Origin of the sequence: Saccharothrix sp. HUAS TT1, from assembly GCF_040744945.1 — a bacterium.
In the GTDB taxonomy this organism is placed as follows: Bacteria; Actinomycetota; Actinomycetes; order Mycobacteriales; family Pseudonocardiaceae; genus Actinosynnema.
This window is the reverse complement of the sequence record NZ_CP160453.1, coordinates 7,820,950-7,843,049: the sequence shown is the minus strand read 5'-3', so window position 1 is coordinate 7,843,049 and position 22,100 is coordinate 7,820,950. Positions and strand designations below refer to the sequence as shown.

At 74.1% G+C, this 22,100-nt stretch carries 20 protein-coding genes and 1 pseudogene; 12 read left to right on the top strand and 9 right to left on the bottom strand.

Going from position 1 to position 22,100, the window contains the following annotated elements:
• The first annotated feature begins 70 nt into the window (after positions 1 to 70).
• Positions 71 to 1,636: a carbohydrate-binding protein gene (locus AB0F89_RS34370; protein ID WP_367130171.1), complete on the top strand. Its 1,566-nt coding sequence runs from the start codon at positions 71 to 73 to the stop codon at positions 1,634 to 1,636.
• A 46-nt stretch (positions 1,637 to 1,682) separates the two neighbouring features.
• Here the strand turns inward: AB0F89_RS34370 and AB0F89_RS34365 are convergent, their stop codons facing one another.
• Positions 1,683 to 2,360, bottom strand: coding sequence for a GntR family transcriptional regulator (locus AB0F89_RS34365; protein WP_367130169.1), 678 nt, complete (start codon positions 2,358 to 2,360; stop codon positions 1,683 to 1,685).
• Positions 2,361 to 2,406: 46 nt separating this feature from the next.
• On the opposite strand from AB0F89_RS34365, the gene AB0F89_RS34360 reads away from it, so the two are divergent.
• From AB0F89_RS34360 to AB0F89_RS34350, 3 genes are read left to right on the top strand one after another with little or no spacing between them, the layout of a single operon-like run.
• On the top strand, positions 2,407 to 2,823 hold the full coding sequence (locus tag AB0F89_RS34360; RefSeq protein ID WP_367130167.1) for a VOC family protein: 417 nt from the start codon (positions 2,407 to 2,409) through the stop codon (positions 2,821 to 2,823).
• Complete coding sequence (locus AB0F89_RS34355) at positions 2,820 to 3,500, top strand: SDR family NAD(P)-dependent oxidoreductase (RefSeq protein ID WP_367130165.1); 681 nt, start codon at positions 2,820 to 2,822, stop codon at positions 3,498 to 3,500. Before AB0F89_RS34360 ends, AB0F89_RS34355 begins: the two co-directional genes overlap by 4 nt.
• A gap of 10 nt (positions 3,501 to 3,510) precedes the next feature.
• A complete protein-coding gene (locus tag AB0F89_RS34350; protein ID WP_367130163.1) occupies positions 3,511 to 4,467 on the top strand; it encodes an LLM class flavin-dependent oxidoreductase in 957 nt (318 codons plus the stop codon).
• Between the two features lie 6 nt (positions 4,468 to 4,473).
• Here AB0F89_RS34350 and AB0F89_RS34345 read toward each other — a convergent pair.
• A pseudogene (locus AB0F89_RS34345) lies at positions 4,474 to 4,971 on the bottom strand (TetR/AcrR family transcriptional regulator); the annotation flags it as partial.
• Between AB0F89_RS34345 and AB0F89_RS34340 the strand changes: the two are divergent.
• The 3 genes from AB0F89_RS34340 to AB0F89_RS34330 all read left to right on the top strand — a co-directional run bounded on the left by AB0F89_RS34340 (position 4,940) and on the right by AB0F89_RS34330 (position 7,653).
• Positions 4,940 to 5,641 carry a class I SAM-dependent methyltransferase gene (locus AB0F89_RS34340; RefSeq protein WP_367130161.1) on the top strand — a complete coding sequence of 234 codons (702 nt, stop codon included), beginning with the start codon at positions 4,940 to 4,942 and terminating at the stop codon, positions 5,639 to 5,641. The pseudogene AB0F89_RS34345 and the gene AB0F89_RS34340 sit on opposite strands and share 32 nt — an antisense overlap.
• A gap of 66 nt (positions 5,642 to 5,707) precedes the next feature.
• Positions 5,708 to 6,985 (top strand): sensor histidine kinase, encoded by a 1,278-nt coding sequence (locus AB0F89_RS34335; RefSeq protein WP_367130159.1) that lies wholly within the window; start codon positions 5,708 to 5,710, stop codon positions 6,983 to 6,985.
• Positions 6,982 to 7,653 (top strand): response regulator, encoded by a 672-nt coding sequence (locus tag AB0F89_RS34330; protein ID WP_367130157.1) that lies wholly within the window; start codon positions 6,982 to 6,984, stop codon positions 7,651 to 7,653. The genes AB0F89_RS34335 and AB0F89_RS34330 overlap by 4 nt, the downstream gene beginning before the upstream one ends.
• A gap of 14 nt (positions 7,654 to 7,667) precedes the next feature.
• Here AB0F89_RS34330 and AB0F89_RS34325 read toward each other — a convergent pair whose 3' ends face one another.
• Positions 7,668 to 10,316, bottom strand: a complete 2,649-nt coding sequence (locus tag AB0F89_RS34325; RefSeq protein ID WP_367130155.1) for a tetratricopeptide repeat protein — start codon at positions 10,314 to 10,316, stop codon at positions 7,668 to 7,670.
• Between the two features lie 240 nt (positions 10,317 to 10,556).
• Between AB0F89_RS34325 and AB0F89_RS34320 the strand changes: the two genes are divergently transcribed.
• From AB0F89_RS34320 to AB0F89_RS34305, 4 genes are all read left to right on the top strand, one after another.
• Complete coding sequence (locus AB0F89_RS34320; RefSeq protein WP_367130153.1) at positions 10,557 to 11,441, top strand: ABC transporter ATP-binding protein; 885 nt, start codon at positions 10,557 to 10,559, stop codon at positions 11,439 to 11,441.
• Positions 11,441 to 12,550: an ABC transporter permease gene (locus AB0F89_RS34315; protein WP_367130151.1), complete on the top strand. Its 1,110-nt coding sequence runs from the start codon at positions 11,441 to 11,443 to the stop codon at positions 12,548 to 12,550. Before AB0F89_RS34320 ends, AB0F89_RS34315 begins: the two co-directional genes overlap by 1 nt.
• Positions 12,551 to 12,701: 151 nt before the next feature.
• The gene (locus AB0F89_RS34310; RefSeq protein ID WP_367130149.1) at positions 12,702 to 13,208 is read left to right on the top strand and encodes a SigE family RNA polymerase sigma factor; all 507 of its coding nucleotides are present in this window, start codon (positions 12,702 to 12,704) and stop codon (positions 13,206 to 13,208) included.
• Positions 13,205 to 14,452: a hypothetical protein gene (locus AB0F89_RS34305; protein ID WP_367130147.1), complete on the top strand. Its 1,248-nt coding sequence runs from the start codon at positions 13,205 to 13,207 to the stop codon at positions 14,450 to 14,452. Before AB0F89_RS34310 ends, AB0F89_RS34305 begins: the two co-directional genes overlap by 4 nt.
• Before the next feature lie 107 nt (positions 14,453 to 14,559).
• Here the strand turns inward: AB0F89_RS34305 and AB0F89_RS34300 are convergent, their stop codons facing one another.
• A complete protein-coding gene (locus AB0F89_RS34300; RefSeq protein ID WP_367130145.1) occupies positions 14,560 to 15,750 on the bottom strand; it encodes a pectate lyase in 1,191 nt (396 codons plus the stop codon).
• Between the two features lie 214 nt (positions 15,751 to 15,964).
• Between AB0F89_RS34300 and AB0F89_RS34295 the strand changes: the two genes are divergently transcribed.
• The gene (locus AB0F89_RS34295; RefSeq protein WP_367130143.1) at positions 15,965 to 16,807 is read left to right on the top strand and encodes an SDR family oxidoreductase; all 843 of its coding nucleotides are present in this window, start codon (positions 15,965 to 15,967) and stop codon (positions 16,805 to 16,807) included.
• Here the strand turns inward: AB0F89_RS34295 and AB0F89_RS34290 are convergent.
• Genes AB0F89_RS34290 through AB0F89_RS34270 form a run of 5 tightly spaced genes read right to left on the bottom strand, consistent with a single transcriptional unit; the run spans position 16,804 to position 22,064 of the window.
• A complete protein-coding gene (locus tag AB0F89_RS34290; protein WP_367130141.1) occupies positions 16,804 to 17,355 on the bottom strand; it encodes a GNAT family N-acetyltransferase in 552 nt (183 codons plus the stop codon). The genes AB0F89_RS34295 and AB0F89_RS34290 overlap by 4 nt on opposite strands.
• Positions 17,352 to 18,824, bottom strand: a complete 1,473-nt coding sequence (locus tag AB0F89_RS34285) for an ABC transporter ATP-binding protein (protein ID WP_367130139.1) — start codon at positions 18,822 to 18,824, stop codon at positions 17,352 to 17,354. The genes AB0F89_RS34290 and AB0F89_RS34285 overlap by 4 nt, the downstream gene beginning before the upstream one ends.
• The gene (locus AB0F89_RS34280; RefSeq protein WP_367130137.1) at positions 18,821 to 19,591 is read right to left on the bottom strand and encodes an ABC transporter permease; all 771 of its coding nucleotides are present in this window, start codon (positions 19,589 to 19,591) and stop codon (positions 18,821 to 18,823) included. The genes AB0F89_RS34285 and AB0F89_RS34280 overlap by 4 nt, the downstream gene beginning before the upstream one ends.
• A complete protein-coding gene (locus tag AB0F89_RS34275) occupies positions 19,588 to 20,532 on the bottom strand; it encodes an ABC transporter permease (protein ID WP_367130135.1) in 945 nt (314 codons plus the stop codon). Before AB0F89_RS34275 ends, AB0F89_RS34280 begins: the two co-directional genes overlap by 4 nt.
• A complete protein-coding gene (locus AB0F89_RS34270) occupies positions 20,529 to 22,064 on the bottom strand; it encodes an ABC transporter substrate-binding protein (protein WP_367130134.1) in 1,536 nt (511 codons plus the stop codon). Before AB0F89_RS34270 ends, AB0F89_RS34275 begins: the two co-directional genes overlap by 4 nt.
• Positions 22,065 to 22,100 lie beyond the last annotated feature (36 nt).

The following is a 22,100-nucleotide window of genomic DNA, read 5'->3' as shown; positions in this document are numbered from 1 at the left end:
TCATTGCGGATTCCCAAAGATGTGCGTTAGCGTGCGCCGCCGCCGCGTCACATCAAGGGAGATGTGCCCAATGAGCGTGAAACCCCTCGTCGTGGCCGCCGCGGTGGCCTTGGGGCTGGCGGGAGGCGTCGCGACCGCCGCGACGGCGCACCACGAAGCCGAAACCGCGCCCGCCGTCTGCACGGGCGCCATCGAGAACAACTGGGCCGGTTATTCGGGTTCCGGGTTCTGCAACGCGAACAACGCCGTCGGCGCGCACGCGCAGTTCACCGTCACCGCGGCCGAGGCGGGCGCCGCGACGGTCGTGATCCGGTTCGCCAACGGCGGCACGGGCGCCCGGTCGGCCGACCTCGTGGTCAACGGCGCCACCGCGCGGTCGGTCGCCTTCGAGCCGACGGGCGCGTGGTCGACGTGGGTGTCGAAGTCCGTGCCCGTCACGGTGCCGGCGGGCCAGAGCGCGGTCCGGCTGACCCCGACCACGTCGGCCGGCCTGCCCAACGTCGACTACCTGGACTTCACCCGGGACAGCGCGCCCGCGCCCGCCGACGCGCTGTACGTGGCGCCCGGCGGCGACGACGCCAACCCCGGCACGCTGACCGCGCCGCTGGCCACCGTGCAGCGCGCGGTCGACCTGGCCCAGCCGGGCCACACCATCCACCTCCGCGCCGGCACCTACGCGCCGAGCACCAACATCCAGCTGCTCAAGAACGGCACGGCGAGCCGGCCGATCACCCTGCGCGCCCACGGCGACGAGCGCGTGGTCATCGACGGCGAGAACATGCCGCACACACCGGGAGCGGTGGGCTCCAGCATCCCGCGCGCCGAGCGCGGCGCGGTGCACATCGAGGGCGACCACTGGCGGCTGATCGGCCTGGAGATCGTCCACGGCCCGTACGGCGTGTTCGGCCTCGACGTCAACAACACCGTCTTCGAACGGCTCGTCACCAGGGACAACTACGAGTCGGGCCTGCACATCCAGGGCGCGTCGAGCAACAACCTGATCGTCGACCTCGACGCGCACGGCAACCGCGACCCGCGCAAGAACGGCGAGAGCGCCGACGGCCTGGCCATCAAGGAGGGTTCGGGCTCCGGCAACGCGGTGCGCGGCGCGCGGCTGTGGAACAACGCCGACGACGGGCTCGACTACTGGATGTTCTCCTCGCCGATCCTGCTGGAGAACAGCCTGGCCTGGGGAAACGGGTTCAACCGCTGGAACCTGCCCGGCTTCACCGGTGACGGCAACGGCTTCAAGCTCGGCGGCAACGGCGTCGCCGCCGACCACACCGTGCGCAACACGATGACGTGGGACAACGCGGCCGGCGGCTTCGTGGACAACAACAACCCCGGTCGGCACCGGGTCGAGCGCAGCACCGCGTGGGACAACCCGAAGACCGGCTTCCAGTTCGACCGGTCGTCCAGCGCGCTGACCGGGAACCTCGCGGTGGCCAACGGCACGAACGCCTCGCTGGGCTCGAACTCGACCGGCAGCGGCAACTCCTGGGACCTCGGCGGCACGTGGTCGTTCGCGAGCACGAACCCGGCGGTGATCACCGGCCCGCGCAACGCCGACGGCTCGATCCCGTCCTCGACGTTCCTGCGCCCGAGCAACGGCGCGAACGTGGGGGCGCGCTTCTAGGCCGCGTTGTTCGTCGGGGGTCACCCGCCGGCCCGGCCACCCCGCGCTACCCGGAGGTGGCGGTCGTGGAGCCTTCGAGCTGACCGACGAGCACCCGCAGCGCCGAGTGGACGTGTTCCTCGGCGTAGCGGGTGACCTCGGCGGCGTCGCCGGCGTCGAGGAGTCGGACGATCTCCCGGTGCTCCTCCACCACCACCGCCCGGTAGCCGTGGTGGCCGAGCCGGATGCGGGTGAGCTGGAACAGGTGCACCTGCGACCGCACCGCGCGCCACGCCTCCAGCAGCCGCCGGTTGCCCGCGGCCCGGTAGATCGCGTCGTGGAACTCCACGTCCAGGGCCAGCAGCTCGTCGCTGGGCGCGCCCGCCGCCAACCGCTCGGCCATCGCGTCCACGAGCCCGCCCAGGGCGTCGAGGTCGACGCGGCCGATCGCGCTGCGGCCGGCCAGCCCCTCCAGCGCGGCCCGCACCGAGTACACCTCCTCGGCGTCCTGCGCGGTCAGGTCGATGACCCTGGTGCCGCGGTGCCAGGCGCTGCGCACCAGGCCCTCGCGCTCCAGCACGGCCAGGCCCTCGCGCACCGAACCGCGGCTGACGTCCAGCGACGCGGCCAGCTCCACCTCGCGCACCGGCGCGCCCGGCGGGAAGACGCCGGCGAGGATCGCCTCCCGGATCCGGTCGGCGGCCTCCTCGGCGAGCCCCCGCCGGTCCGCCCTGCGCAACTGCATGATGTCGAATGTTGACATCGGCCGGGTCGGTGGTCAAGGTGGGGGCATGAGACCTGGTTTCCACCTCGCTGTCCCCGTGGACGACCTGGCCAGGGCCCGCGAGTTCTACGGCGGCGTGCTCCGGCTCGAAGAGGGCCGCTCGGCCGAGAAGTGGGTGGACTGGAACTTCTACGGCCACCAGTTCGTCACGCACGTCGTGCCCGGCCCGCGGGTCGACTCCGGCCGCAACCCGGTCGACGGCCACGACGTGCCCGTGCCGCACTTCGGCCTGATCCTGCCGATCCCCGAGTTCCACGCGATGGCCGAGCGGCTGCGCGCGGCGGGCGCCGAGTTCGTCATCGAGCCGTACCTGCGGTTCGCGGGGGAGCCGGGCGAGCAGTGGACGATGTTCTTCCGCGACCCGGCGGGCAACGCCCTGGAGTTCAAGGCGTTCAAGGACGAGTCGCAGGTGTTCGCCAAGTGAGCCGGGGCGTGCTGGTCACCGGCGGCAGCCGGGGCATCGGCGCGGCCATCGCGGCGGCGTTCCGCGACCTCGGCGACGACGTGGTGGCGCTGTCCTCTTCGGACGTCGACCTGGCCGACCCGGACGCGATCGCCCGCGTGGTCGACTCGGCCGCCGAATCCCTCGGTGGCATCGACGTCCTGGTCAACAACGCGGGCCTGGTGGAACTCGGGTCGCTGGCCGACAAGTCGTACCGGGAGTGGCAGTCGCTGTGGCGGCGCACGTTCGCGGTCAACGTCTTCGGCGCGGCCGACATGTCCTACTGCGTCGCCAAGCACATGATCGAGCGCGGCGCGCGCGGCCGGATCGTCAACGTCGGCTCGCGCGGCGCGTTCCGCGGCGAGCCGGACATGCCCGCCTACGGCGCGAGCAAGGCGGCGCTGCACTCGATGGGCCAGTCGCTGGCGGTGGCGCTGGCTCCGCACGGCATCGCGGTGGCGTCGGTGGCTCCGGGCTTCGTCGGCACCGACCGGGTGGCCGACATGGTGACCGACGACGTGCGGCGGCAGAGCCCGTTCGGCCGGGTCGCGGAACCGGAGGAGGTGGCCGCCGCGGTGGTCTACCTGGCCTCGGCGTCGGCCGAGTGGGCGTCGGGGGCCGTCCTCGACCTCAACGGCGCCTCCTACCTGCGGACGTGAGGAAGTGGTCGTGAGCCGTTCGGGATCGGTCGGGGTCGTGCTGCCCCGCGACCTCGCGCCGGCGCGGGTGCTGCCGTTCGCCCGGCGTGCCGACGAACTCGGGTTCGACGAGCTGTGGGTGGTGGAGGACCTGGGCTTCCGCGGCGGGGTCGGCCAGGCCGCGGCGGTGCTGGCGGCGACTGGGCGGATCAGGGTCGGCGTCGGGCTGCTGCCCGTCGGCGCGCGCAACGCGGCGTTCGCCGCCATGGAGGTGGCCACGCTCGCCCAGCTGTTCCCGGGCCGGGTGGACATCGGCATCGGGCACGGGATGCCCGGCTGGATGCGGTCGGTCGGCGAGTGGCCCGCCAGCCCGCTGACGTTGCTGGAGGAGTACCTGGTCGCGGTGACCGCGCTGGTGCGCGGGCGGTCCGCCGGGGTCGGCGAGTACGTGGCGCTGGACGGGGTGCGGCTGGAGGACGCCTGCGTGCCGGACGTCCCGCCGCCGGTGCTCGCCGGGGTGCGCGGGCCGCGGTCGCTGGCGGTGTCCGGTCGGGTGGCGGACGGCACGATCCTGGCCGAGCCGACGACGCCGGAGTACGCGCGGGCCGCGCTGGCGCACATCGGCGCGAGCGGGCCGCACCGCCTGGTGGGCTACAACGTGGCCGCCGTCGACCGGGACGCGGCCGTCGCCGTGGACGCCGTGCGCGCGGGGCTGGAGTGGATCGGCGAGCCCGACTGGGCCCCGCACATCGCGCCGCTGCCGTTCGCCGAGGAGTTCGCGGCGCTGCGCCGGTCCTGCGGCAGCCGCGAGGAGTTCGTGCGCGGGCTGCCGGCGGAGTGGGTGCGGCAGCTCGCGGTGACCGGCACCCCGGAGGACGCGCGGGCGCGTCTCGGCGAGCTGTTCGAGGCCGGTGTGGACAGCGTCGTGCTCATCCCGGTCGGAGCCGACCCGGAGCGGGCGCTGGAGGCGTTGGCGGCGGTGCTGTAGAGCCGGTCACGGCTGCCGCAGCACGCCCCCGACCACCCCGCTCACGGCCCGGTGCACCGCTTCGCGGGTCGGCGGCGGGCCCGGGCGGTCGGCGAACAGCAGGTGGGTGGTCCCGATGACGGTCGGCGCGAGGCCGTCCACCGGCGCGTCCGGCGCGATCCGGCCCAGCTCGCGCTCGGCGGCCAGGTGGTCGGCGATCACGGCCACCGCCTCGGTCAGCACCGGGACGTCGGCGGGCCAGGTGCGGCGCAGCCGGGCGCGCAGCTCGTCCCGGAAGGTCACCGGGGCGACGATCGCCACCGCCACCGACCCGAACAGCGCCGTCACCGCGTCGGTGAGGTTGTCGGCGACGTCGCCGGTCCCGGCGGACTCGCGCAGGGCGGCGGCGTCGGCGTCCATCCGGTGCACGCGGTCGAGCACGAACTCGGCCAGGAAGGCGTCGAAGTCCTCGAAGTGCCGGTGCAGGACGCCCTTGGCGCAGCCCGCCTCGGCGGTGACCGCGCGGCACCGCCGGTCGCCGACGAACCACCGGGCCAGGGAGGTGGCCGAGTCCTTCGGCGCGGACCCGGAGCGCTACGACCGCGCCCGGCCCCGTTACCCGGACGCCGTGGTCCAGGCGATCGTGGCGGCCAGTCCCGGCCCGGACGTGGTAGGCGTCGGCCTGGGCACCGGCATCGCCGCCCGGCAGTTCCAGGCGGCCGGGCGCCGGGTGCTCGGCGTCGAGGTCGACCCGCGGATGGCCGCGTGGGCCAGGCGGCGCGGGTGCTGCGGCCCGGCGGCCGGCCGGCCCCGTTCTGGAACGGCGGCCGACCGCCGCGCGAGCTGGCCGACGCCTTCGCCGACGTCTACCGCCGGGCGCTGCCCGGACCGATCACCGACCGCCTCTCGAAGGCCGCCGCACCGGAGGGGTGCTCGCCGCCGGCGGAGAAGGCGGGACGGCATCCGCGCCGGCGGCGGGTTCGCCGAGCCGGAGCTGTGGTCGTTCGACTGGGAGCGGACCTGCACCCGCGACGAGTGGCTGGACCAGTTGCCGACCAGGGGCATCGCCGCCGTGCTGCCGGGCGGTGCGCCGGCCGAGGTGCCGACCGGCGTAGGTGCGGCCGTCGACGGTGCGGGTGGGAGCTCCGTGATGAGCTGCACCACCGTCGTGGCCACCGCCGCGCGCACGGCGTGACGTTCGGCTGAGCCGGCCGGACCGCTGGTTGGGGCCGGGCGGACAGCGCGGGTTACGTTCTCCGGCATGACAGGTGGGCACGAGCCGGAGTGGGCGCGGTGGCGGCGGCCGGGGCCGACCGCGGTCCAGCGGCGGCACGACGTCTGGCTGGCGCTCGCCGCGGTCGCCGGCGCGGTGGCGGTGACCGTGCTGGTCAACAGCATGGGCGCGCTCGTGTCGGGCGGCGCGCCGGCGCTGGCCGAGCAGCTGGCCTGGAGCGCGGCGGTGACCGTGCCGCTGGTGGCGCGTCGGCGGTTCCCGCTCGCCGTGGTCGTCGCGGTCGGCGTGGTGTTCATCGTGGCGCAGGCGCGGCAGGTCGGCGACAACCTCATGCCGTCGGTCGCGTTGTTCATGGCCATCTACAGCGCGGGCGCGTGGGCGCAGGACCGGACGCGGTCGCGGTGGGTCCGGCTCGCCGTGGTCGTGGCGATGTTCACCTGGCTGGGCATCGGGCTGGTGCGGTTCCTGGTCCGCCCGGTGCTGCCGTTCGAGAACGCGGTCGGGCCGCTGGACCCGGTGCTCGCGTCCGTGCTCTACGGCATCGGGTTCAACGTGCTGTTCTTCCTGTCCGCCTACTTCTTCGGCGAGTCGGCCTGGGTGTCGGCGCGCAGGCAGGCCGAGCTGGAGCACCGAGCCGAGGAGCTGCGCCGGTCGCAGGAGCAGAACACCCGCGGCGCGATCATCGCCGAGCGCGTGCGCATCGCCCGTGACCTGCACGACGTCGTCGCGCACCACGTGTCCGTCATGGGCGTGCAGGCGGGCGCGGCGCGGCGGGTGCTCGACCGCGACCCGGAGCTGGCCCGCGAGGCGCTGCGGACCGTCGAGGAGACCGCGCGCACCGCCATCGGCGAGCTGCGCGGGCTGCTGGGCGTGCTGCGCGCGGAGCCGGACGAGGTGGTGCCCGAGGAGGCGGGGAAGACGTCGTCGCCGGGCCTGGAGCAGCTGCCCGACCTGGCGGAGGTGGCGCGGTCCGCCGGGATCGCCGTCGAGCACGGCGTCTACGGCGAGCCGCGGCCGGTGCCGGAGGCGGTGGCGCTGTCGGTGTACCGGATCGTGCAGGAGTCGTTGACCAACGTGGTGAAGCACGCGGACGCGCGCCGGGCCGACGTGCGCGTGCGGTTCCTGGAGAAGTCGCTGGAGGTCGAGGTGGCCGACGACGGCCGGGGGCGGGCGGGCGCGTCGACCGGCCGGGTCGGGTTCGGCCTGGTCGGCATGCGGGAACGGGTCGCGGTGCACGGCGGCGAGCTCGAAGCCGGACCCCGCCGTGACGCGGGCTACCGGGTCCGTGCGAGGTTCCCCGCATGACAACACCGCTGCGCGTCGTGCTCGCCGACGACCAGGACCTCGTCCGGGCGGGCTTCCGGGTGATCCTCGGCACCGAGGACGACATCGAGGTCGTCGGCGAGGCCCGGGACGGCGCCGAGGCCGTGGAGGTGGTCGGCCGGCTGCACCCGGACGTGGTGCTGATGGACGTCCAGATGCCCGGCGTCGACGGGTTGGAGGCCACCCGGCGCATCCTGGGCCCGGCCGGGTCCGGGCACCCCATCAAGGTCGTCATCCTGACCACGTTCGACCGCGAGGACTACCTGTTCGAGGCGCTGCGGGCGGGCGCGAGCGGCTTCCTGCTCAAGAACGCCTCGCCGGAGGACCTGGTCGACTCGGTCCGGGTCGTCGCCCGGGGCGACGCCCTGCTGTCGCCGGAGGTCACCCGCCGCGTGATCGCCCGGTTCACCACGCCGCTGCCCGCGACACCGGCCCACCGGCCCGCGGAGCTGACCGACCGCGAGTTCGAGGTGCTGGTCCACCTCGCCCGCGGCGCGAGCAACGCCGAGATCGCGGCGGCGCTGCACCTGGGCGAGACGACGGTGAAGACGCACGTCTCGCGCATCCTGGCCAAGCTGGACCTGCGCGACCGCACGCACGCCGTCGTCTTCGCCTACGAGCACGGCATCGTGGAACCGGGCCGGGCCTGAAGCGCGGAACCGGATCAGCCGAGAAGTGCCCGGTCGTCGAGTTTTGCGAGCCGTCCACGCACCCGTTCCACGTCGGTCCCTCGCCCTTGCCGCCGGTACAGCTCCAAGGCTTCCTCCCACGCCGCACGGGCTTGGGCGTGCTGACCGAGCGCGGCGTGGGGACGTGCCAGGCGGTCGAGGACGTCGGCGGCCACGCCGGTGTTGCCGAGCTCGCGGAACAGGGCCAGGGCCTGTCGGTGGCGCTCGACGGCCTGGTGGTGGCGGCCGACCCGGTGGTCGATCGAGGCCAGGCCGTCCAGCGCCGTCGCTTCGCCTTCGAGGTTCCCGAGTCGGCGGTGCAGGGCGAGAGCGGCCCGGCAGTGGTCGCGAGCCGCGTCGTGGTCGCCCACAGCACTGGCGCACGAGCCCACCAGGGCGAGCGCGGCGGCTTCCCACGCGGGTCGGCCGAGGGGTCGGTAGAGGGCCAGGGTGCGTTCGGCGTGCAGCAGAGCCCGTCGGTGGTCGCCGCGTCGGGCGTGGGCCAGGGCGAGCAGCCGGTGGACGTGCGCCTGTTCGGCGTCGTCGTGGTTCTGCTCCGCCAGGGTGAGCGCCTGGCGGAGGTGCCCGGCCGCCTGCTCGTGCCGTCCCAGCCTGGAGTGGGCGTTGCCGAGGAGCCGGTGAGCGCGGATGAGGGTGACGGGGGCCGGCAGGTGCGCCGCGGCGTCGAGGGCCGCCTGCCACGCGGTGAAGGCGTCGTTGAGGTGACCTCGCCAGATGTGGAAGTTCTTCAGCGACATGGCGAACTGCCACACGGCGTGGTGCCGTTCGAGGGCGACCGCGGCCTGCTGGGCGGCCAGCACGTTGGTGTGCTCGGTGTCCAGCCAGGTCAGCGCCGCGCCGACGTCGGGCAGCGGGTGGGGCCGCACGCCCATCGCCGGTGGGTCCAGCGGCGTGGTGGGCTCGTGGGGTTCCAGGAGGCGGTCGGCGGCGTGGGTGGTGTGCAGGTAGAAGTCGACGACGCGGTGCAGCGCCTGTTCGCGCGCCGGGCCGGTCGGTCCCTGGTGGGCTGTGGTGGCCGCGTAGTCGCGGATGAGGTCGTGCATCGAGTAGCGGCCGTATCCCTGCCCCTCCAGCAAGGAAGCCTCGGCCAAGCGCTGGAGCACCCTGCGCGTCCGCGCTACTGTCAGGTCGGTGAGGGAAGCCGCCGCCGGGAGGCCGATGGTCGACCCGGGGGCGATGCCGAGCAGGGCGAACACGTCGCGCTGCTCGGTGGTGAGCCCGTGCAGCGACCAGGACAGCACGGTGGCCAGGCTGGCGCCGGGGTCGTCGCTGTCCAGCGCTTCCACGCCCAGCTCGCGCAGCTCCTCCGCGATCGCGCCCAGCGGCGAGCGGTGGTCGGCGCCGGCTCGTCCGGCGATGATGGCCGCGGCCAGCGGGAAGCCCCCGCACAGCTCGACCAGCGCGTCCACCGCCGACGGGTCGCCGTCGACCCGGGTGGCGCCGAGCCTGCCGGTGAGCAGGGCGCGGGCTTCGGCATCGGTGAGCACGTCCAGCGGCAGGTGGTGGGCGGCGTGCCTGGTGATCAGCCCGGACAGCCGTTCGCGGCTGGTGACCAGCACGGTGCAAGCCTGCCCGCCAGGCAGCAGCGGGGTCACCTGCGCGGTGTCGACGGCGTTGTCCAGCACGAACAGCATCCGCCGGTCCGCCACCAGGCTGCGGAACAGCGCGGCCATGGCGTGCGGGTCGACCGGGATGCGCCCGTGCTCCAGGCCAAGGGCGTCGAGGAACCCGCGGATGGCTGCCGTCGGGTCCATCGGGGCGCTGTCCGGGCTGAAGCCGCGCAGGTCGACGAACAGCTGCCCGTCCGGGAACCGGTGGGCGTTGCGGTGCGCCCAGTGCAGCGCCAACCAGGTCTTGCCGATCCCGCCCGCTCCGCCGACCGCCGAGATCACCGCCGTGCCGGACACGTCGCGCAGCACGGCGTCCAAGCGCTGCAGCTCGTCCTCGCGACCGACGAACGGGATCGGCGGCGCCGGCAGCTGGCGGGGAACCGCGGCCGGCCCGCCGGGGGCCGGGCGTCGCAGGACCGACGGGTCGGCGGGGTGGGGGTGGTCGGGTCGGGCGGTCCAGGCGGTGTCGTGGACCTCCTTGACCACGACCGGCGCCGGTCGGAACGTGGTCGGGTCGACCGCGGTGGAGTGCAGGACCACCTCGTCGAAGATCCAGCGCGAAACCATCAGGGCGAGAACACCGGGCGAGTCGGCGAGCTCCTGCTTGAGCGCCGGTGCGTCGAGGAGGCGGAAGGCGGTGGTCAGCGCGGTCGACGTGACACCGTGGTCGTCGAAGGTCACCTCACCGGCGTGCACCACCACGCGTAATCGGATCCGCTGCTCGGGCGGGCCGGCGCCGTTGTGCCGGAGCAGCGCCCGGACCAGGGCGGCGGGCACGACCTCCACCACCGACGCCTTGGCGTACTCCGGCGGGACCAGCACGACCACGCCGTCGCCCCGGTCCTCGTGGTGGCACGCCTCCCAGGGGACGCCGGCCTCGCGCAGGGCGCCGACCAGCGCCCGGTAGACGCCCGCACGGGTCGCGACCTGGTGGGGCAGAGTGCGGCGCCGTTCGCCGAAACCCTCCACGTCCACCAGGACGATCGTGCGGTGGACCGCCTGACCTGCGACCACTGTGCCCACCTCCACCGGAGCGTCCGACGCGCCCGTCGGACGACGTCCCATTGTCGAGGTCGAGGACGCCTGAGGAGGTCCGAGTCCCGGCTGCCGCTACGGCCGAACGCACGCCTCCCTCCAGTTCGGACTCACCGCCGCCGCGGCGGGACCGACCTCCGGGGTCCTCCGCGAGGAGGACCCCGGAAGTCGATCTCCCGCCGGACGTGCCGCGACCAGCGCCGACGTAGCGTTGCGGCCATGTTGACAGTCACGTCCGTCAGCCGGAGCTTCGGCGACCACAAGGTCCTCGACGAGGTGTCGTTCGAGGTCCGCCCCGGTCGGATGACCGGGTTCCTCGGCGCGAACGGCTCGGGCAAGACCACCACCATGCGCATCGTCCTCGGGGTGCTGGCCGCGCAGGGCGGTTCGGTCGCCTGGCACGGCTCGCCGGTGACCGGCGCGGTGCGGCAGCGGTTCGGGTACATGCCCGAGGAGCGTGGCCTGTACCCGAAGATGGGTGTCGCCGAGCAGATCGCCTGGCTCGGGCAGCTGCACGGCCTGGAGCGGGACGCCGCCCGCCGCAACACCGAGCGCCTGCTCGACCAGCTCGAACTCGGCCACCGCGCCAAGGACCGGCTGGAGGAGCTGTCGCTGGGCAACCAGCAGCGCGCGCAGATCGCCGCCGCGCTGGTGCACGACCCGGTCATGCTGATCCTGGACGAGCCGTTCTCCGGCCTGGACCCGATCGCGGTCGAGACGGTGCTCGGCGTGCTGCGCGAACGCGCCGCCGCGGGCGTGCCCGTGCTGTTCTCCAGCCACCAGCTGTCGGTGGTGGAGCGGCTGTGCGACGACGTGGTGATCATCTCGGGCGGCCGGATCGCGGCCGCCGGCGCGCGGGACGAGCTGCGCGACCGGTACGGCGCCAAGCGGTTCGAGCTGGTCGTGGATTCCGACGCGGGGTGGGTGCGCGACGTGCCCGGCGTCCGGGTGGTCGACGTGGACGGTCCGCGCGCGCTGTTCGAACCCGACGGCGACCCCGACGCGGACCAGGCGGTCCTGCGGGCCGCCCTGAGCCGCGGTCCCGTGCGTGGTTTCACCCCCGTCGTGCCGACGCTCGACGAGATCTTCATGGAGGCGATCTGATGACCGGCGTGCCGGAGGAGCAGGGCGTGTCACGGGGTTTCGCCGCCGCCACCAGGTTGGTCGCCGAGCGGGAGGTGCGGACGTTCCTGCGGGCCAAGGGGTTCTGGATCGGGCTCGGCGTGCTCCTGGTCGGGTTGTTCGCGCTGTCGATCCTGCCCACCGTGCTCGGCGGCGGCGAGACGAAGGTCGCCGCGGTCGGCGAGCAGGCCGAGGCGGTGTTGCGGGACAGCGGGCTGGAGGTCCGCGAGGTCGCCGACGTGGCCGCCGCGCAGGAGCTGGTCCGCTCGGAGGAGGTGGAGGCGGCCGTGGTGCCGGACACCGGCGGCACGTCCGCGACCGGTGTGCGCGTGCTCGCGCTGGCCGACCCGCCGACCGACGTCATCGCCGGGCTGCGCACCGCGCCGCCGGTCGACCTGCTCGACCCGGCCGAGGTCGGCCAGGGGCAGCGGCAGCTCGTCATCATGGTGTTCGCGCTGGTGTTCCTCATGTTCGGGATGAGCGGCGCGGCGATCGCGCAGAGCACGGTCACCGAGAAGCAGACCCGGATCGTGGAGATCCTGGTGTCGACGGTGCCGGTGCGGGCGCTGCTCGCGGGCAAGATCGCGGGCCACTCGCTGCTGACGATCGGTCAGGTGGTGGTGCTCGCGATCGCCGCGCCGATCGCGATGCGGCTGGGCGGGCACTCGGAGCTGCTGGCCCTGGTCGCGCCCGCGCTCGGCTGGTTCGTGCCGTTCCTGCTGCTCGGGTTCGTGCTGCTGGCCGCGATGTGGGCGGTGGCCGGGTCGCTGGTCAGCAGGCAGGAGGACCTGGGCTCCAGCATGGGCCTGGTGATGATGCTGGTGATGGGGCCGTACTTCGGCGTGATGTTCTTCTCCGACAACGCCACCGTGCTCACCGTGCTGTCGTTCCTGCCGTTCTCGTCGGCCATCGCGATGCCGGTGCGGCTGTTCGCCGGCGAGGCGGCGCTGTGGGAGCCGCTGGTGGCCCTCGGGCTGCTGGCCGGGTCGGTCGTGCTGGCCGTGCTGCTGGCGGGCCGGCTGTACTCGGGCTCGCTGCTGCACACCGGCGGCAAGATGGCCCTGACCAAGGCGTGGGCGAGGCAGCGGTAACGCGCCCGCCGTGACCGCGGACGTGATCGGGGCCCGTCCGGTCGGCTGACCGGGCGGGCCCTCCGCCATCCCCGGGTCGTCACCCAAAGTTACGGGCAACGGGACGCTCGTGGCCGCCGTATAGGGGGTGACCGAGTGGAGGAGGTGTCACGTGCACGATCGGGACCGCGAGTTCCGGGCGTACTTCGAGGCACGCGCGGCCGTCGTGAGGCGGACCGCGTTCTTGTTGTGCGGTGATTGGCACCGGGCCGAGGACCTGGCGCAGACGGCGCTGGCCAAGGTCTACGTGCACTGGGGGCGGTTGGACCGGGACGGACGGGTCGACGCGTACGTGCGCAAGGTGCTGGTGCGGGCCGTCATAGACGACTCGCGGTGGCGCGGCAGGCGGCCGGAGACGGTGGTGAGGACGCTGCCGGAGGTGGCCGCGGCGGCGACCGGCGTCGAGGAGGCCATGGACGTGCGGCAGGCGTTGGCCGCCCTGCCGCCCAGGCAGCGGGCCGCGGTCGTGCTGCGGTACTGGGAGGACCTGCCGGTCGCCGAGACGGCGGCGGCGCTGGGCTGCAGCGAGGGAACGGTGAAGAGCCAGGTGTCCAAGGGACTGGACGCCCTGCGGCGCGCGCTGGCGACCAGGCGGACCGTGCTGTGGGAGGGCTCGTGAGCGACGAGGTGCGGGACATGATCCGGTCGGCGCTGGCGGACGAGCCCGCGTCGGGCCTGGAGTTCGAGCGGGTGGTCGCGGCCGGGCGCAAGCGGCGGGGGAGGCGTCGGCTCGGCGCCCTGTCGGCCGCCGCGGCGGGCATCGTCGCGGTGGTGGCGGCGACCGCAGCCCTGACCGGGCCTGCCGGGTCGACCTCGGCGCCGGTCGCCGGTGAGCTGTCGACCTCGCCGAGCACGGCCGTGACGACGACGGCCGCCGGGGCGCCGGGCTGCGTGGTGCCCAGGATGACCGGCGGGTTCCCCGACCAGCCGAGCGGCGTCGCGTCCTCGGAGGAGCTGGCCGAGTCCGCCCGGCTCACCGACGCGTTCGCGCGGTTCGCGCTGCCGCTGCCGGCGGGCGTCGAGGCGACACCGCTGGAGCTGTGCGCCATCGCGGGGAGCTGGGGCGGCGACTTCGCGCTCACCGGTGACCGGACGGTCATCGTCTACGTCAGGCCGCGCGGTGGCCAACTGCCCGGCGAGTGCGTGCGGTACGGGCCGGACACCCTGTGCACGACCACCGCGCTGCCGGACGGCTCGACCGCGCGGGTGATCGTGGAGCCGGGCCCGGAGGCGACGCTGGTCAGCGCCGACGTGTGGCGGACCGACGGGACGTACGCGCACGTCATGGAGACCGGTGGCACGGGTTCGACCAACCGGGTGCTCGGCGACGACCAGCTGATCGCCATCGCCGCCGCGCCGGAGCTGCGGGTGCGGTGGGTGGGCGGCTCGGTGCCCGCCGAGCCGTCGGACCGCCGCGCGGCCGAGCTGAACCCGGTGCTGGCCGGCGCGCTGCCCGCCGGGCTGACCGCCGAGGCGGCTCCGGGCGGCGACGCGCCGCTGGAGTTCCGCGTCCGGCAGGGCGGGTACCGGGCGGTGGCCAACCTGTCCGACGCGGCCGGTCGCGGTTGGCTGATGGTGAACGTCGAGCGGCCCTCGGCCGGCGAGGTCGACTGCGGTGGGCGGCCGACGTGCCGGCTGGTGGAGCTGGCCGGCGGGCGGAAGGCGGCGGTGGAGACCACGGTGGAGGGTGGGCTGGTGCGGCTGGCGTTGAACGCCAGGGCGGCGGACGGCACGTCGATCGCGGTCCAGACGTCCAACGCGGCCGACGACGGCACGCGGTCGGACAACCCGACCAGGCCGACCGCGCCGCTGACCGAGGCGGACCTGGTCCGGATCGCGGAACTGCCCGACCTGCACTGGTGAGGCGCGCGGTGGCGCGGACGCGGGAGCGAGGGGTCTCCCGCGCCCGCGCCACCGGGCGCTGGAACGGCCGATCCCGTGCCGCCGCAAGCGGAACGGGCGGGCGCAGCCTAGCGCTGGGTGATGTCGGAAGCGGAGTAGAAGCAGTTCCTCCCGTCCGCGCCCTCACCGATCTTCTTCGGCTCCGAACCCTTCGGCACGCCCTGGTACTTCTCGCAGATCGTCGTGCTGCCGTACACCGTGATCCGCGAGAACCGCGCCGTGTCACCCCAGTTGGTGTTGATCCCCGCCAACACCTTCGTCGACCGCGCCGTCACCCCGTCCATCACCACGTGCCGCTGGTAGGACGACGAGCAGTTCCCGCACGCCCGGTACAACTTGCCCGCACCGCTGACCTGGAAGTCGCGGATCGTCAACGTCCCCGCCCCGTTGTGCTGGAACACCTTGTCCGACGCCGACCGCGCCCCACCACCGTCGACCAGGTACGTCGCCGACGAACCGGTCGCCTTGAACGTCGCCGCGTCCTCGCCCACGTCGTTCCACCACACGTTGCGGATCGTGCACGACCCCTCGCAGTGGATCCCGTCACCCGCCGGCGCGTCCAGGATCACGTTCTCGATCGTCCCGCCGTTGGCCACCACGAACATCGGGTCCTGGCTCTCGCCCTGACCACCGTCACCGATCCCGTAGTGCCGCTTCATCCCCCCGTTGAAGTACGACCCCACGTTCCGCGTCGTCGTCTGGTGCACACTGCCCGTGTCCGACGGCCACGGACCGCTCCCGTCCCCGCCACCCGGCTGCGACGTCGTCGTAGTCGTGGTCGACGTAGTGGTGGTGGTCGTCCGCGTGGTCGTGGTGGTCGACGTGCCGGTGGTCGAACCGGTGCACGCGACGCCGTTCAGCTTGAACGACGAAGGCGCCGGGTTCGAGCCGGACCACGACCCGTTGAACCCGGGCGTCGTGGTCGCGCCGGTGGCGAGCGACCCGTTCCACGCGCTGTTCCGCACGGTCACGATGCTGCCCGACTGGGTGAATTCCCCGCCCCACAGCTGATCGACCCGCTGACCCGCGGTGAAACTCCACTCCAGCGTCCAGCTCGACATCGCGTCACCGAGATTGGTGATGGCGACGTTGGCGCCGAAGCCGCCGCCCCACTGGTTGGCAACGGCGTAGTCGACCCGGCACCCGACCGCCGCGTAGGCGCTCTGACCAGCGCCGACCACCAGCGCCGCGGCCATCGCCGTGACCGACGCGGCAGCCGTGACCGCCGCGATCCGACCCGTTCTCTTGCGCGGACTCATGCGTCGCCTCCTCGCGAGCAGGGATCAGGGGAACAACTCCCCGGCGGCGGTATTTCTGGGAGCGCTCCCAGCGAGGGTAACCCGGACTTGTCGAAATCGACAGAACGTTCACGCACGTGAATGAGCGAGTATTGTTGCTGTTCCGGCTCAATAGTCGAAAAGTAGTCGAACGGCAGTCGAATGCGACTGCCCTGCCCCGACCGGGAGGAACCGCATGCCAGCCCGGCCCCTGATCGCCGTCACCGGAGCCACCGGGCACCTGGGCGGGCGGATCGCCCGCCGCCTCGCCGCCGCCGGGCACGCGCAACTCCTGCTGGTCCGCGACCCGGCCCGCGCGCCCCACCTGCCGGCGGCCACCACCGCGACGGCCGGGTTCGCCGACCGCGACGCCGTCCGCCGGGCCCTCGACGGCATCCCGACCGTCCTCATGGTCTCGGCCTCCGAATCGGCCGACCGCGTCGACCAGCACCGCGCCTTCGTGGACGCCGCGGCGGCAGCGGGCGTCGAACACCTCGTCTACACCTCCTTCGCCTCCGCCGCCGAGGACGCCACCTTCACCCTCGCCCGCGACCACTGGGCCACCGAGCAGCACGTCCGGGCCACCGGCGTCGGCTTCACGTTCCTGCGCGACAACCTCTACGCCGACTTCTTCCCGCACCTGGTCGGCGACGACGACGTGCTGCGCGGCCCGGCCGGTGACGGGCGGGTGGCCGCCGTGGCGCAGGACGACATCGCCGACGCCGCCACCGCCGTCCTCACCGACCCCCGGCCGCACCTCGGCCGCACCTACGACCTGACCGGGCCGGAAGCGCTGACGCTGCACGAGGTCGCGGCCGTGCTCGCGAGGACCACCGGCCGGCCGATCACCTACCACCCGGAGACGGTGGCCGAGGCGTACCGCTCGCGCGCCCGCTACCAGGCGCCGGACTGGCAGGTCGACGCCTGGGTCTCCACCTACACCGCGATCGGGAACGGCGAGCTGGCGCGCGTCAGCACCGCCGTCCCCGACCTGACCGGTCGCCCGGCCACGTCCCTGGCCGACCTGCTGGGGCCCTAGGATCCGAGCGGGATCTCGAAGTGGACGGTCTGGAACGTGATGGGGTCGCCGTCACGCGCGTCGTGCACCTCGGACGCCACGGACCGCCAGAACGGCTCGGCGCCCGCGATCCTGGTGTCGGTGTGCAGGTACAGCCGCTCGTAGCCCGGCGTCCGCGCCACGAACCGGGTCGCCAGGTCGACCAGCGCCCGCGCCAGCCCGCTGCGCCGGTGCTCGGGCCGCACGTAGACCCGGAACAGCTGGGCCGTGCTGCCGTCCGGGTAGCGCTCGGCCAGCCAGGCCGGGTGCGGCGGGCTGGCCGGGGCCGTCGCGCGCACGCCGGTGGTCGCCACCACCTCGTCCCCCTTGCACGCCACGAACAGCGCGTGCCGCTCGGGGCGCAGGTAAGCGCCGTCCAGGTCGATCACGTCACCGTGCCACTCGGGCCGGTAGCCGTAGCCGAACTCCTGGTAGAACGTGTCCAGCATGACGCTGCGCGCCCCGGCCAGGTCGTTCTCCGTCGCCCGGCGGACCTCGTAGGGCCCCACTTCGCGGTGGTACAGGCTCATGTCCGCTTCTCCTCTGTTCCTTCCATTGCGCGGCCAAGCAGGCCGATGGTCACCGGATGGGTGGGGGAGCCCAGGACGACGCCCGCCCGGCCGTGCTCGACGACGTGCCCGCGGTGCAGCACGGCGACGCGGTCGGCGAGCCGCGCGACGACGGCCAGGTCGTGGCTGATCAGCACGACGGTGCAGGTCAGCGCGGCGAGCTGGTCGAGCAGGCTCGCCTGGGTCAGGGTGTCCAGTCCGGACGTGATCTCGTCGCAGACCAGCACGTCGGGCCGGGCCAGCAGCGCGCGCACCAGGGCGGCGCGTTGCAGCTCCCCGCCCGACAGGCCGGCCGGTCGGCGGTTCGCGGTGGCCTCGTCCAGGCCGACGGCCGCCAGTTCGGCCATCGCCGCCGCGCGGGCGTCGGCGACCCCGCCCAGCCGCACGGCCGTCCGGCTCACCTGGTCGAGCACCGTGCGGTGCGGGTCGAACGACGCGCGGGCGTCCTGGAACACGTACTGCACGGCGGCCAGCTCGGCCCGCGAACGGCGGCGCAGCGACCGGGGCAGCGGGCGGCTGGCCAGCAGCACGTCGCCGGTGAACCCGGCGTGCAGCCCGGCCAGGCACCGGGCGAGCGTGGTCTTGCCGCTGCCGGACCGGCCGACCACGGCCAGGCACTCACCGGCGCCGACCCGCACGTCCACGTCGCGCAGCACGGTGGTGGAGCGGTGCCGCGCGGTCAGCGAGCGGGTCTCCAGCAGGGGCCGTCCGTCGGCGTCGGCGGACGGCGCCTCGACCCGAGGTTGGGCCGCCACCAGCGCGGCGGTGTACTCGGTGCGCGGCCGGTCGAGCACGTCGGCCACCGGTCCGGCCTCCACGACCTGACCGGCGCGCAGCACCACCACCTCGTCCGCCAGCGCGCGCACCACGTCCAGGTCGTGCGTGAGCAGCACCAGCGCCACCCCCTGCGCCACGACCGACGCGAGCTCGTCCACCACCTCGGCCCGGGTGATCGGGTCCTGGCCGGTGGTCGGCTCGTCCGCGACGAGCACCGCCGGGTCGCCGACCAGCGCCTGCGCCAGCACCACCCGCTGCTGCTGCCCGCCGGACAGCTCGTGCGGGTAGCGGCGCAGCAGCTCGACCGGCACCCTGGCCCGGCGCAGCGCGGTGGCGATCAACGCGTCCCGGTCGCCGCCGTGCAGCGCCGCGACCTCCCGGAACACCCCGCCCAGCCGCCGCACCGGGTTCAGCGCCGCCGACGGCTGCTGCGGCACGAACCCGACCCGCCCGGTCACCTCGACCCGCCCGGTGACCACCACCCCCGGCCCGTGCTCGCCGAGCAGCGCCAGCCCCGTGGTCGTCTTCCCGCTGCCGGACGCGCCGACCAGCGCCACCACCCGCCCGGCGGCCAGCGCGAAGCTGACCCCGTCGACCAGGGTCTTCGCCCCGGCGACCGCTCGCAGGTCCTCGACGTGCACCACCGGCGTCATGTCCGCGCCTCCGCCTTCAACGCCCGGTCGAACACCAGGTTCAGCCCGACCGACAACGCCACGACGAGCAGCGCGGGCACCACCACCGCCCACGGCTGGATGAACAGGCCGACCCGGTTGCGGTCGACCATGACGGCCCAGTCGGCGGCGTCCGGCGCCACCCCGACGCCCAGGAAGCTGGCCGACGCGACCAGGTACAGCGCGCCCGTCAGCCGGACGCCGAGGTCGGCCGCCAACGTCCGCAGCATCGACCGCCCGGTGTAGACGACGGACGTCCGCCACCACGTCTCGCCCTGCAGGCGCATCGCCTCCAGCGCGGGCCGACCGGAGATCTCCAGCGCGGCGGCCCGCGAGATCCGCGCCACGTCCGGGAAGTTGACCAGCGCCACCACCAGGACGAGCACCGGCAGCCCGGGACCGGCGATCGCCGCCACCAGGATCAGCACGAGCAGCGACGGCACCGCGAGCAGCAGGTCGAGGGGCCGCATCAGCAGCTCGTCCACCAGGCGCAGGCGGGTCATCGCGGCCACCACGCCCCACGGCACGCCGGCCAGGTACGAGAGGACCGTCGCCAGCAGGGCGACCAGCACCACCGTCTGCCCGCCCGCCAGCACCTGGTGCCACACGTCCCGGCCGACGAAGTCGGTGCCCAGCGACGAGTTCGCCGCGAACGGCGCGCCGCGCGTCGGGTCGTCGGGCACGAACAGCGGCCCGACCAGCGCCAGCGCCAGCGGCGCCAGCACGAGCAGCCAGCCGACGCCCCTCACGCGATCGCCACCGATCGGGGCGCGAGGCGGAACACGACCAGGTCGGCGACCAGGTTCACCACGACCGTCGTCACCGCGAACACCACCGCCAGGCCCTGCACCACCGGCAGGTCCCGGCCCGCGACCGAGTCCACCAGCGCGGTGCCCAGACCGGGGATCACGAACACCGCCTCGACCACGATCACGCCGCCCAGCAGCCAGTCGGTGGTCCGCGCCACCTGCTGCACGGCGGGCGCGAGCGCGGTCGGCAGGGCGTGCGCGAACCGGACCCGGTTCTCCCCGATCCCCAGCCGCCGGGCGTGCCGGACGTGGTCGGACGCCAGCGCGTCGATCATCCCGGCCCGCACCAGCCTGCTGATCGAGCACAGCGGCCGGGCGATCAGCACCACCAGCGGCAGGACCAGCACAGCCGGTTGGGCCAGCAGGTCCGCGCCGACGGCGGTCGGCGGCAGCCACCGCAGCTGCACCCCGAACACCAGGATGAGCACCACGGCCAGCGCGAACTCCGGGATCGAGTGCAGGCCGACGGTGACCGCGGTGACGACCCGGTCCAGCGGCCCGCCCTCGCGCAGCGCGGCCAGCACGCCCAGCAGCACCGACAGCGGGATCAGCAGCACCAGGGCGAGCACCGCCAGCACGAGCGTCGGGCCGAGCCCGTCGTGCAGGAACTCCGCGACCGGCCGCCCGGAGATCAGCGACGCGCCGAAGTCGCCGTGCGCCAAGCCCAGCAGCCACTCGCCGAACCGCTCCAGCGGCGGTCGGTCCAGGCCCATCGCCGCCCGGATCCGCTCGATCCGGGCCGGGTCGGGGTTGTCGCCGGCCAACGCCACCGCCGCGTCCCCGGGCAGCGCCTGCACCAGCAGGAACACCGCCGTGACGACGGCGAGCACCTGGACCGCGCCGATGGCCAGCCGCCGGGCGGCGTACCGGCGCAGGCTCACCCCAACCACACCTTGTCGAACCGCGCCCAGTCCAGCGTGTTCGCCGGCGCGGTGGAGACGCCGCCGACGTTCGGCGCCGCGCCGACGATCCAGTCCGCGAAGCCCCACATCAGGTAGCCGCCCTCGGCGTGCAGCGAGCGCTGCATCTCCCGGTACAGCTCGCCGCGCCGGACCGGGTCCACGGTGGACACGGCCTGGTCGTACAGCGCGTCGAACTCCGGCCGGGCCCACTTGGTCACGTTGGTGCCCGCGCCGCTGAGCAACCGCTGCGCGACGTGCGTCTCGATCGGCATCGCGCCGGACCGGAAGCTCGACAGCGAGCCGTTCTTGAGCGTGTCGGCCCAGTAGCTGTCCTTGTTGCCGGTGACGACCTCGATGGTCAGCCCGGAGCCCTTGGCCTGGTCGGCGAACACCGTGGCGGCCTCGACCATCCCGGCCGCGGCGGTGGACGTGTCCAGCTTGACCGTCAGCCCCTCCGCGCCGGCCCGGCGGATCAGGAACTTCGCCTTGTCCAGGTCGCGGGCCCGCTGCGGGATGTCGTCGGCGTAGTGCTGGTAGCCCTTGCCGAACAGGTCGTTGCCGACCTGGCCGCTGCCCGCGAGCACCGACTCGACCAGCTGCGGCCGGTCGGCCAGCAGGAACAACGCCTCGCGCAGGTCGCGGTCGTCGAACGGCGCGCGGTCCAGCTTCATCGCGAACGCCTGCACGGCGCTGTTGGGCGCGCGGTGGATCGCCATCCGGTCACTGCCCGCGTGGCTGCGCGCGGTGGTCGGCGTCAGGTCGTGCGCGTACTCGACCTGGCCGCCGAGCAGCGCGTTCGCCCGCGCCGACTCCTCGTTGGCGATCACGAACTCCAGCTCGTCCAGGTGCGGCGCGCCCTCCCAGTAGTCCGCGTGCCGCTTGAGCAGCACCGACTTGCCCGGCTCGAACGACGTGAAGGCGAACGGCCCGGAGCCGACCGGGGTGGTGAAGTCCTCGACGCCCGCCGGGACGATGTACGCGCCGAACGCGGCCAGCGCGTTCGGGAACTCCACGAACGGCCGCTTGAGCGCGAACTCCACCGTCCGCTCGTCCACCGCGCGGCTGTTGGGCAGGTCGATCAGCGCGAGGCTGGACTTGGCCCGGAACGCGCGGTTCGGGTCGAGGATGCGCGCGTAGCTGGCCAGCACGTCGTCCGCGCGCACCGGCTGCCCGTCGTGGAACGCCGCCTGCCGCAGGGTGATCCGCCAGCGGGTCAGGGTGGCGTCCGGTTCCCACTTCTCGGCGAGTCTGGGTTGCGCCGAGACGTCCGGGCCGAGGTCGGCCAGCTTGTCGTACAGCGCCTTGGACCGGGCCGCCTCGACGAACAGGTTCGCCAGGTGCGGGTCCAGCACCTCCTTGGCCCCGCCACCGGCGAACGCCGCGCGCAGCCGGCCGCCGGCGCGCGGGGTGGACGCGGCCGAGGTGGGGCCGGTCGCGCCGCAGCCGGTGAGGGCGGCGACCGAGAGGCCGGCGGTGAGGCCGAGGAAGCCGCGGCGGTTGAGGTGGTGCATGTCGGGTCCTTTCACTGGCAAGGCGTTCGGGGCGCG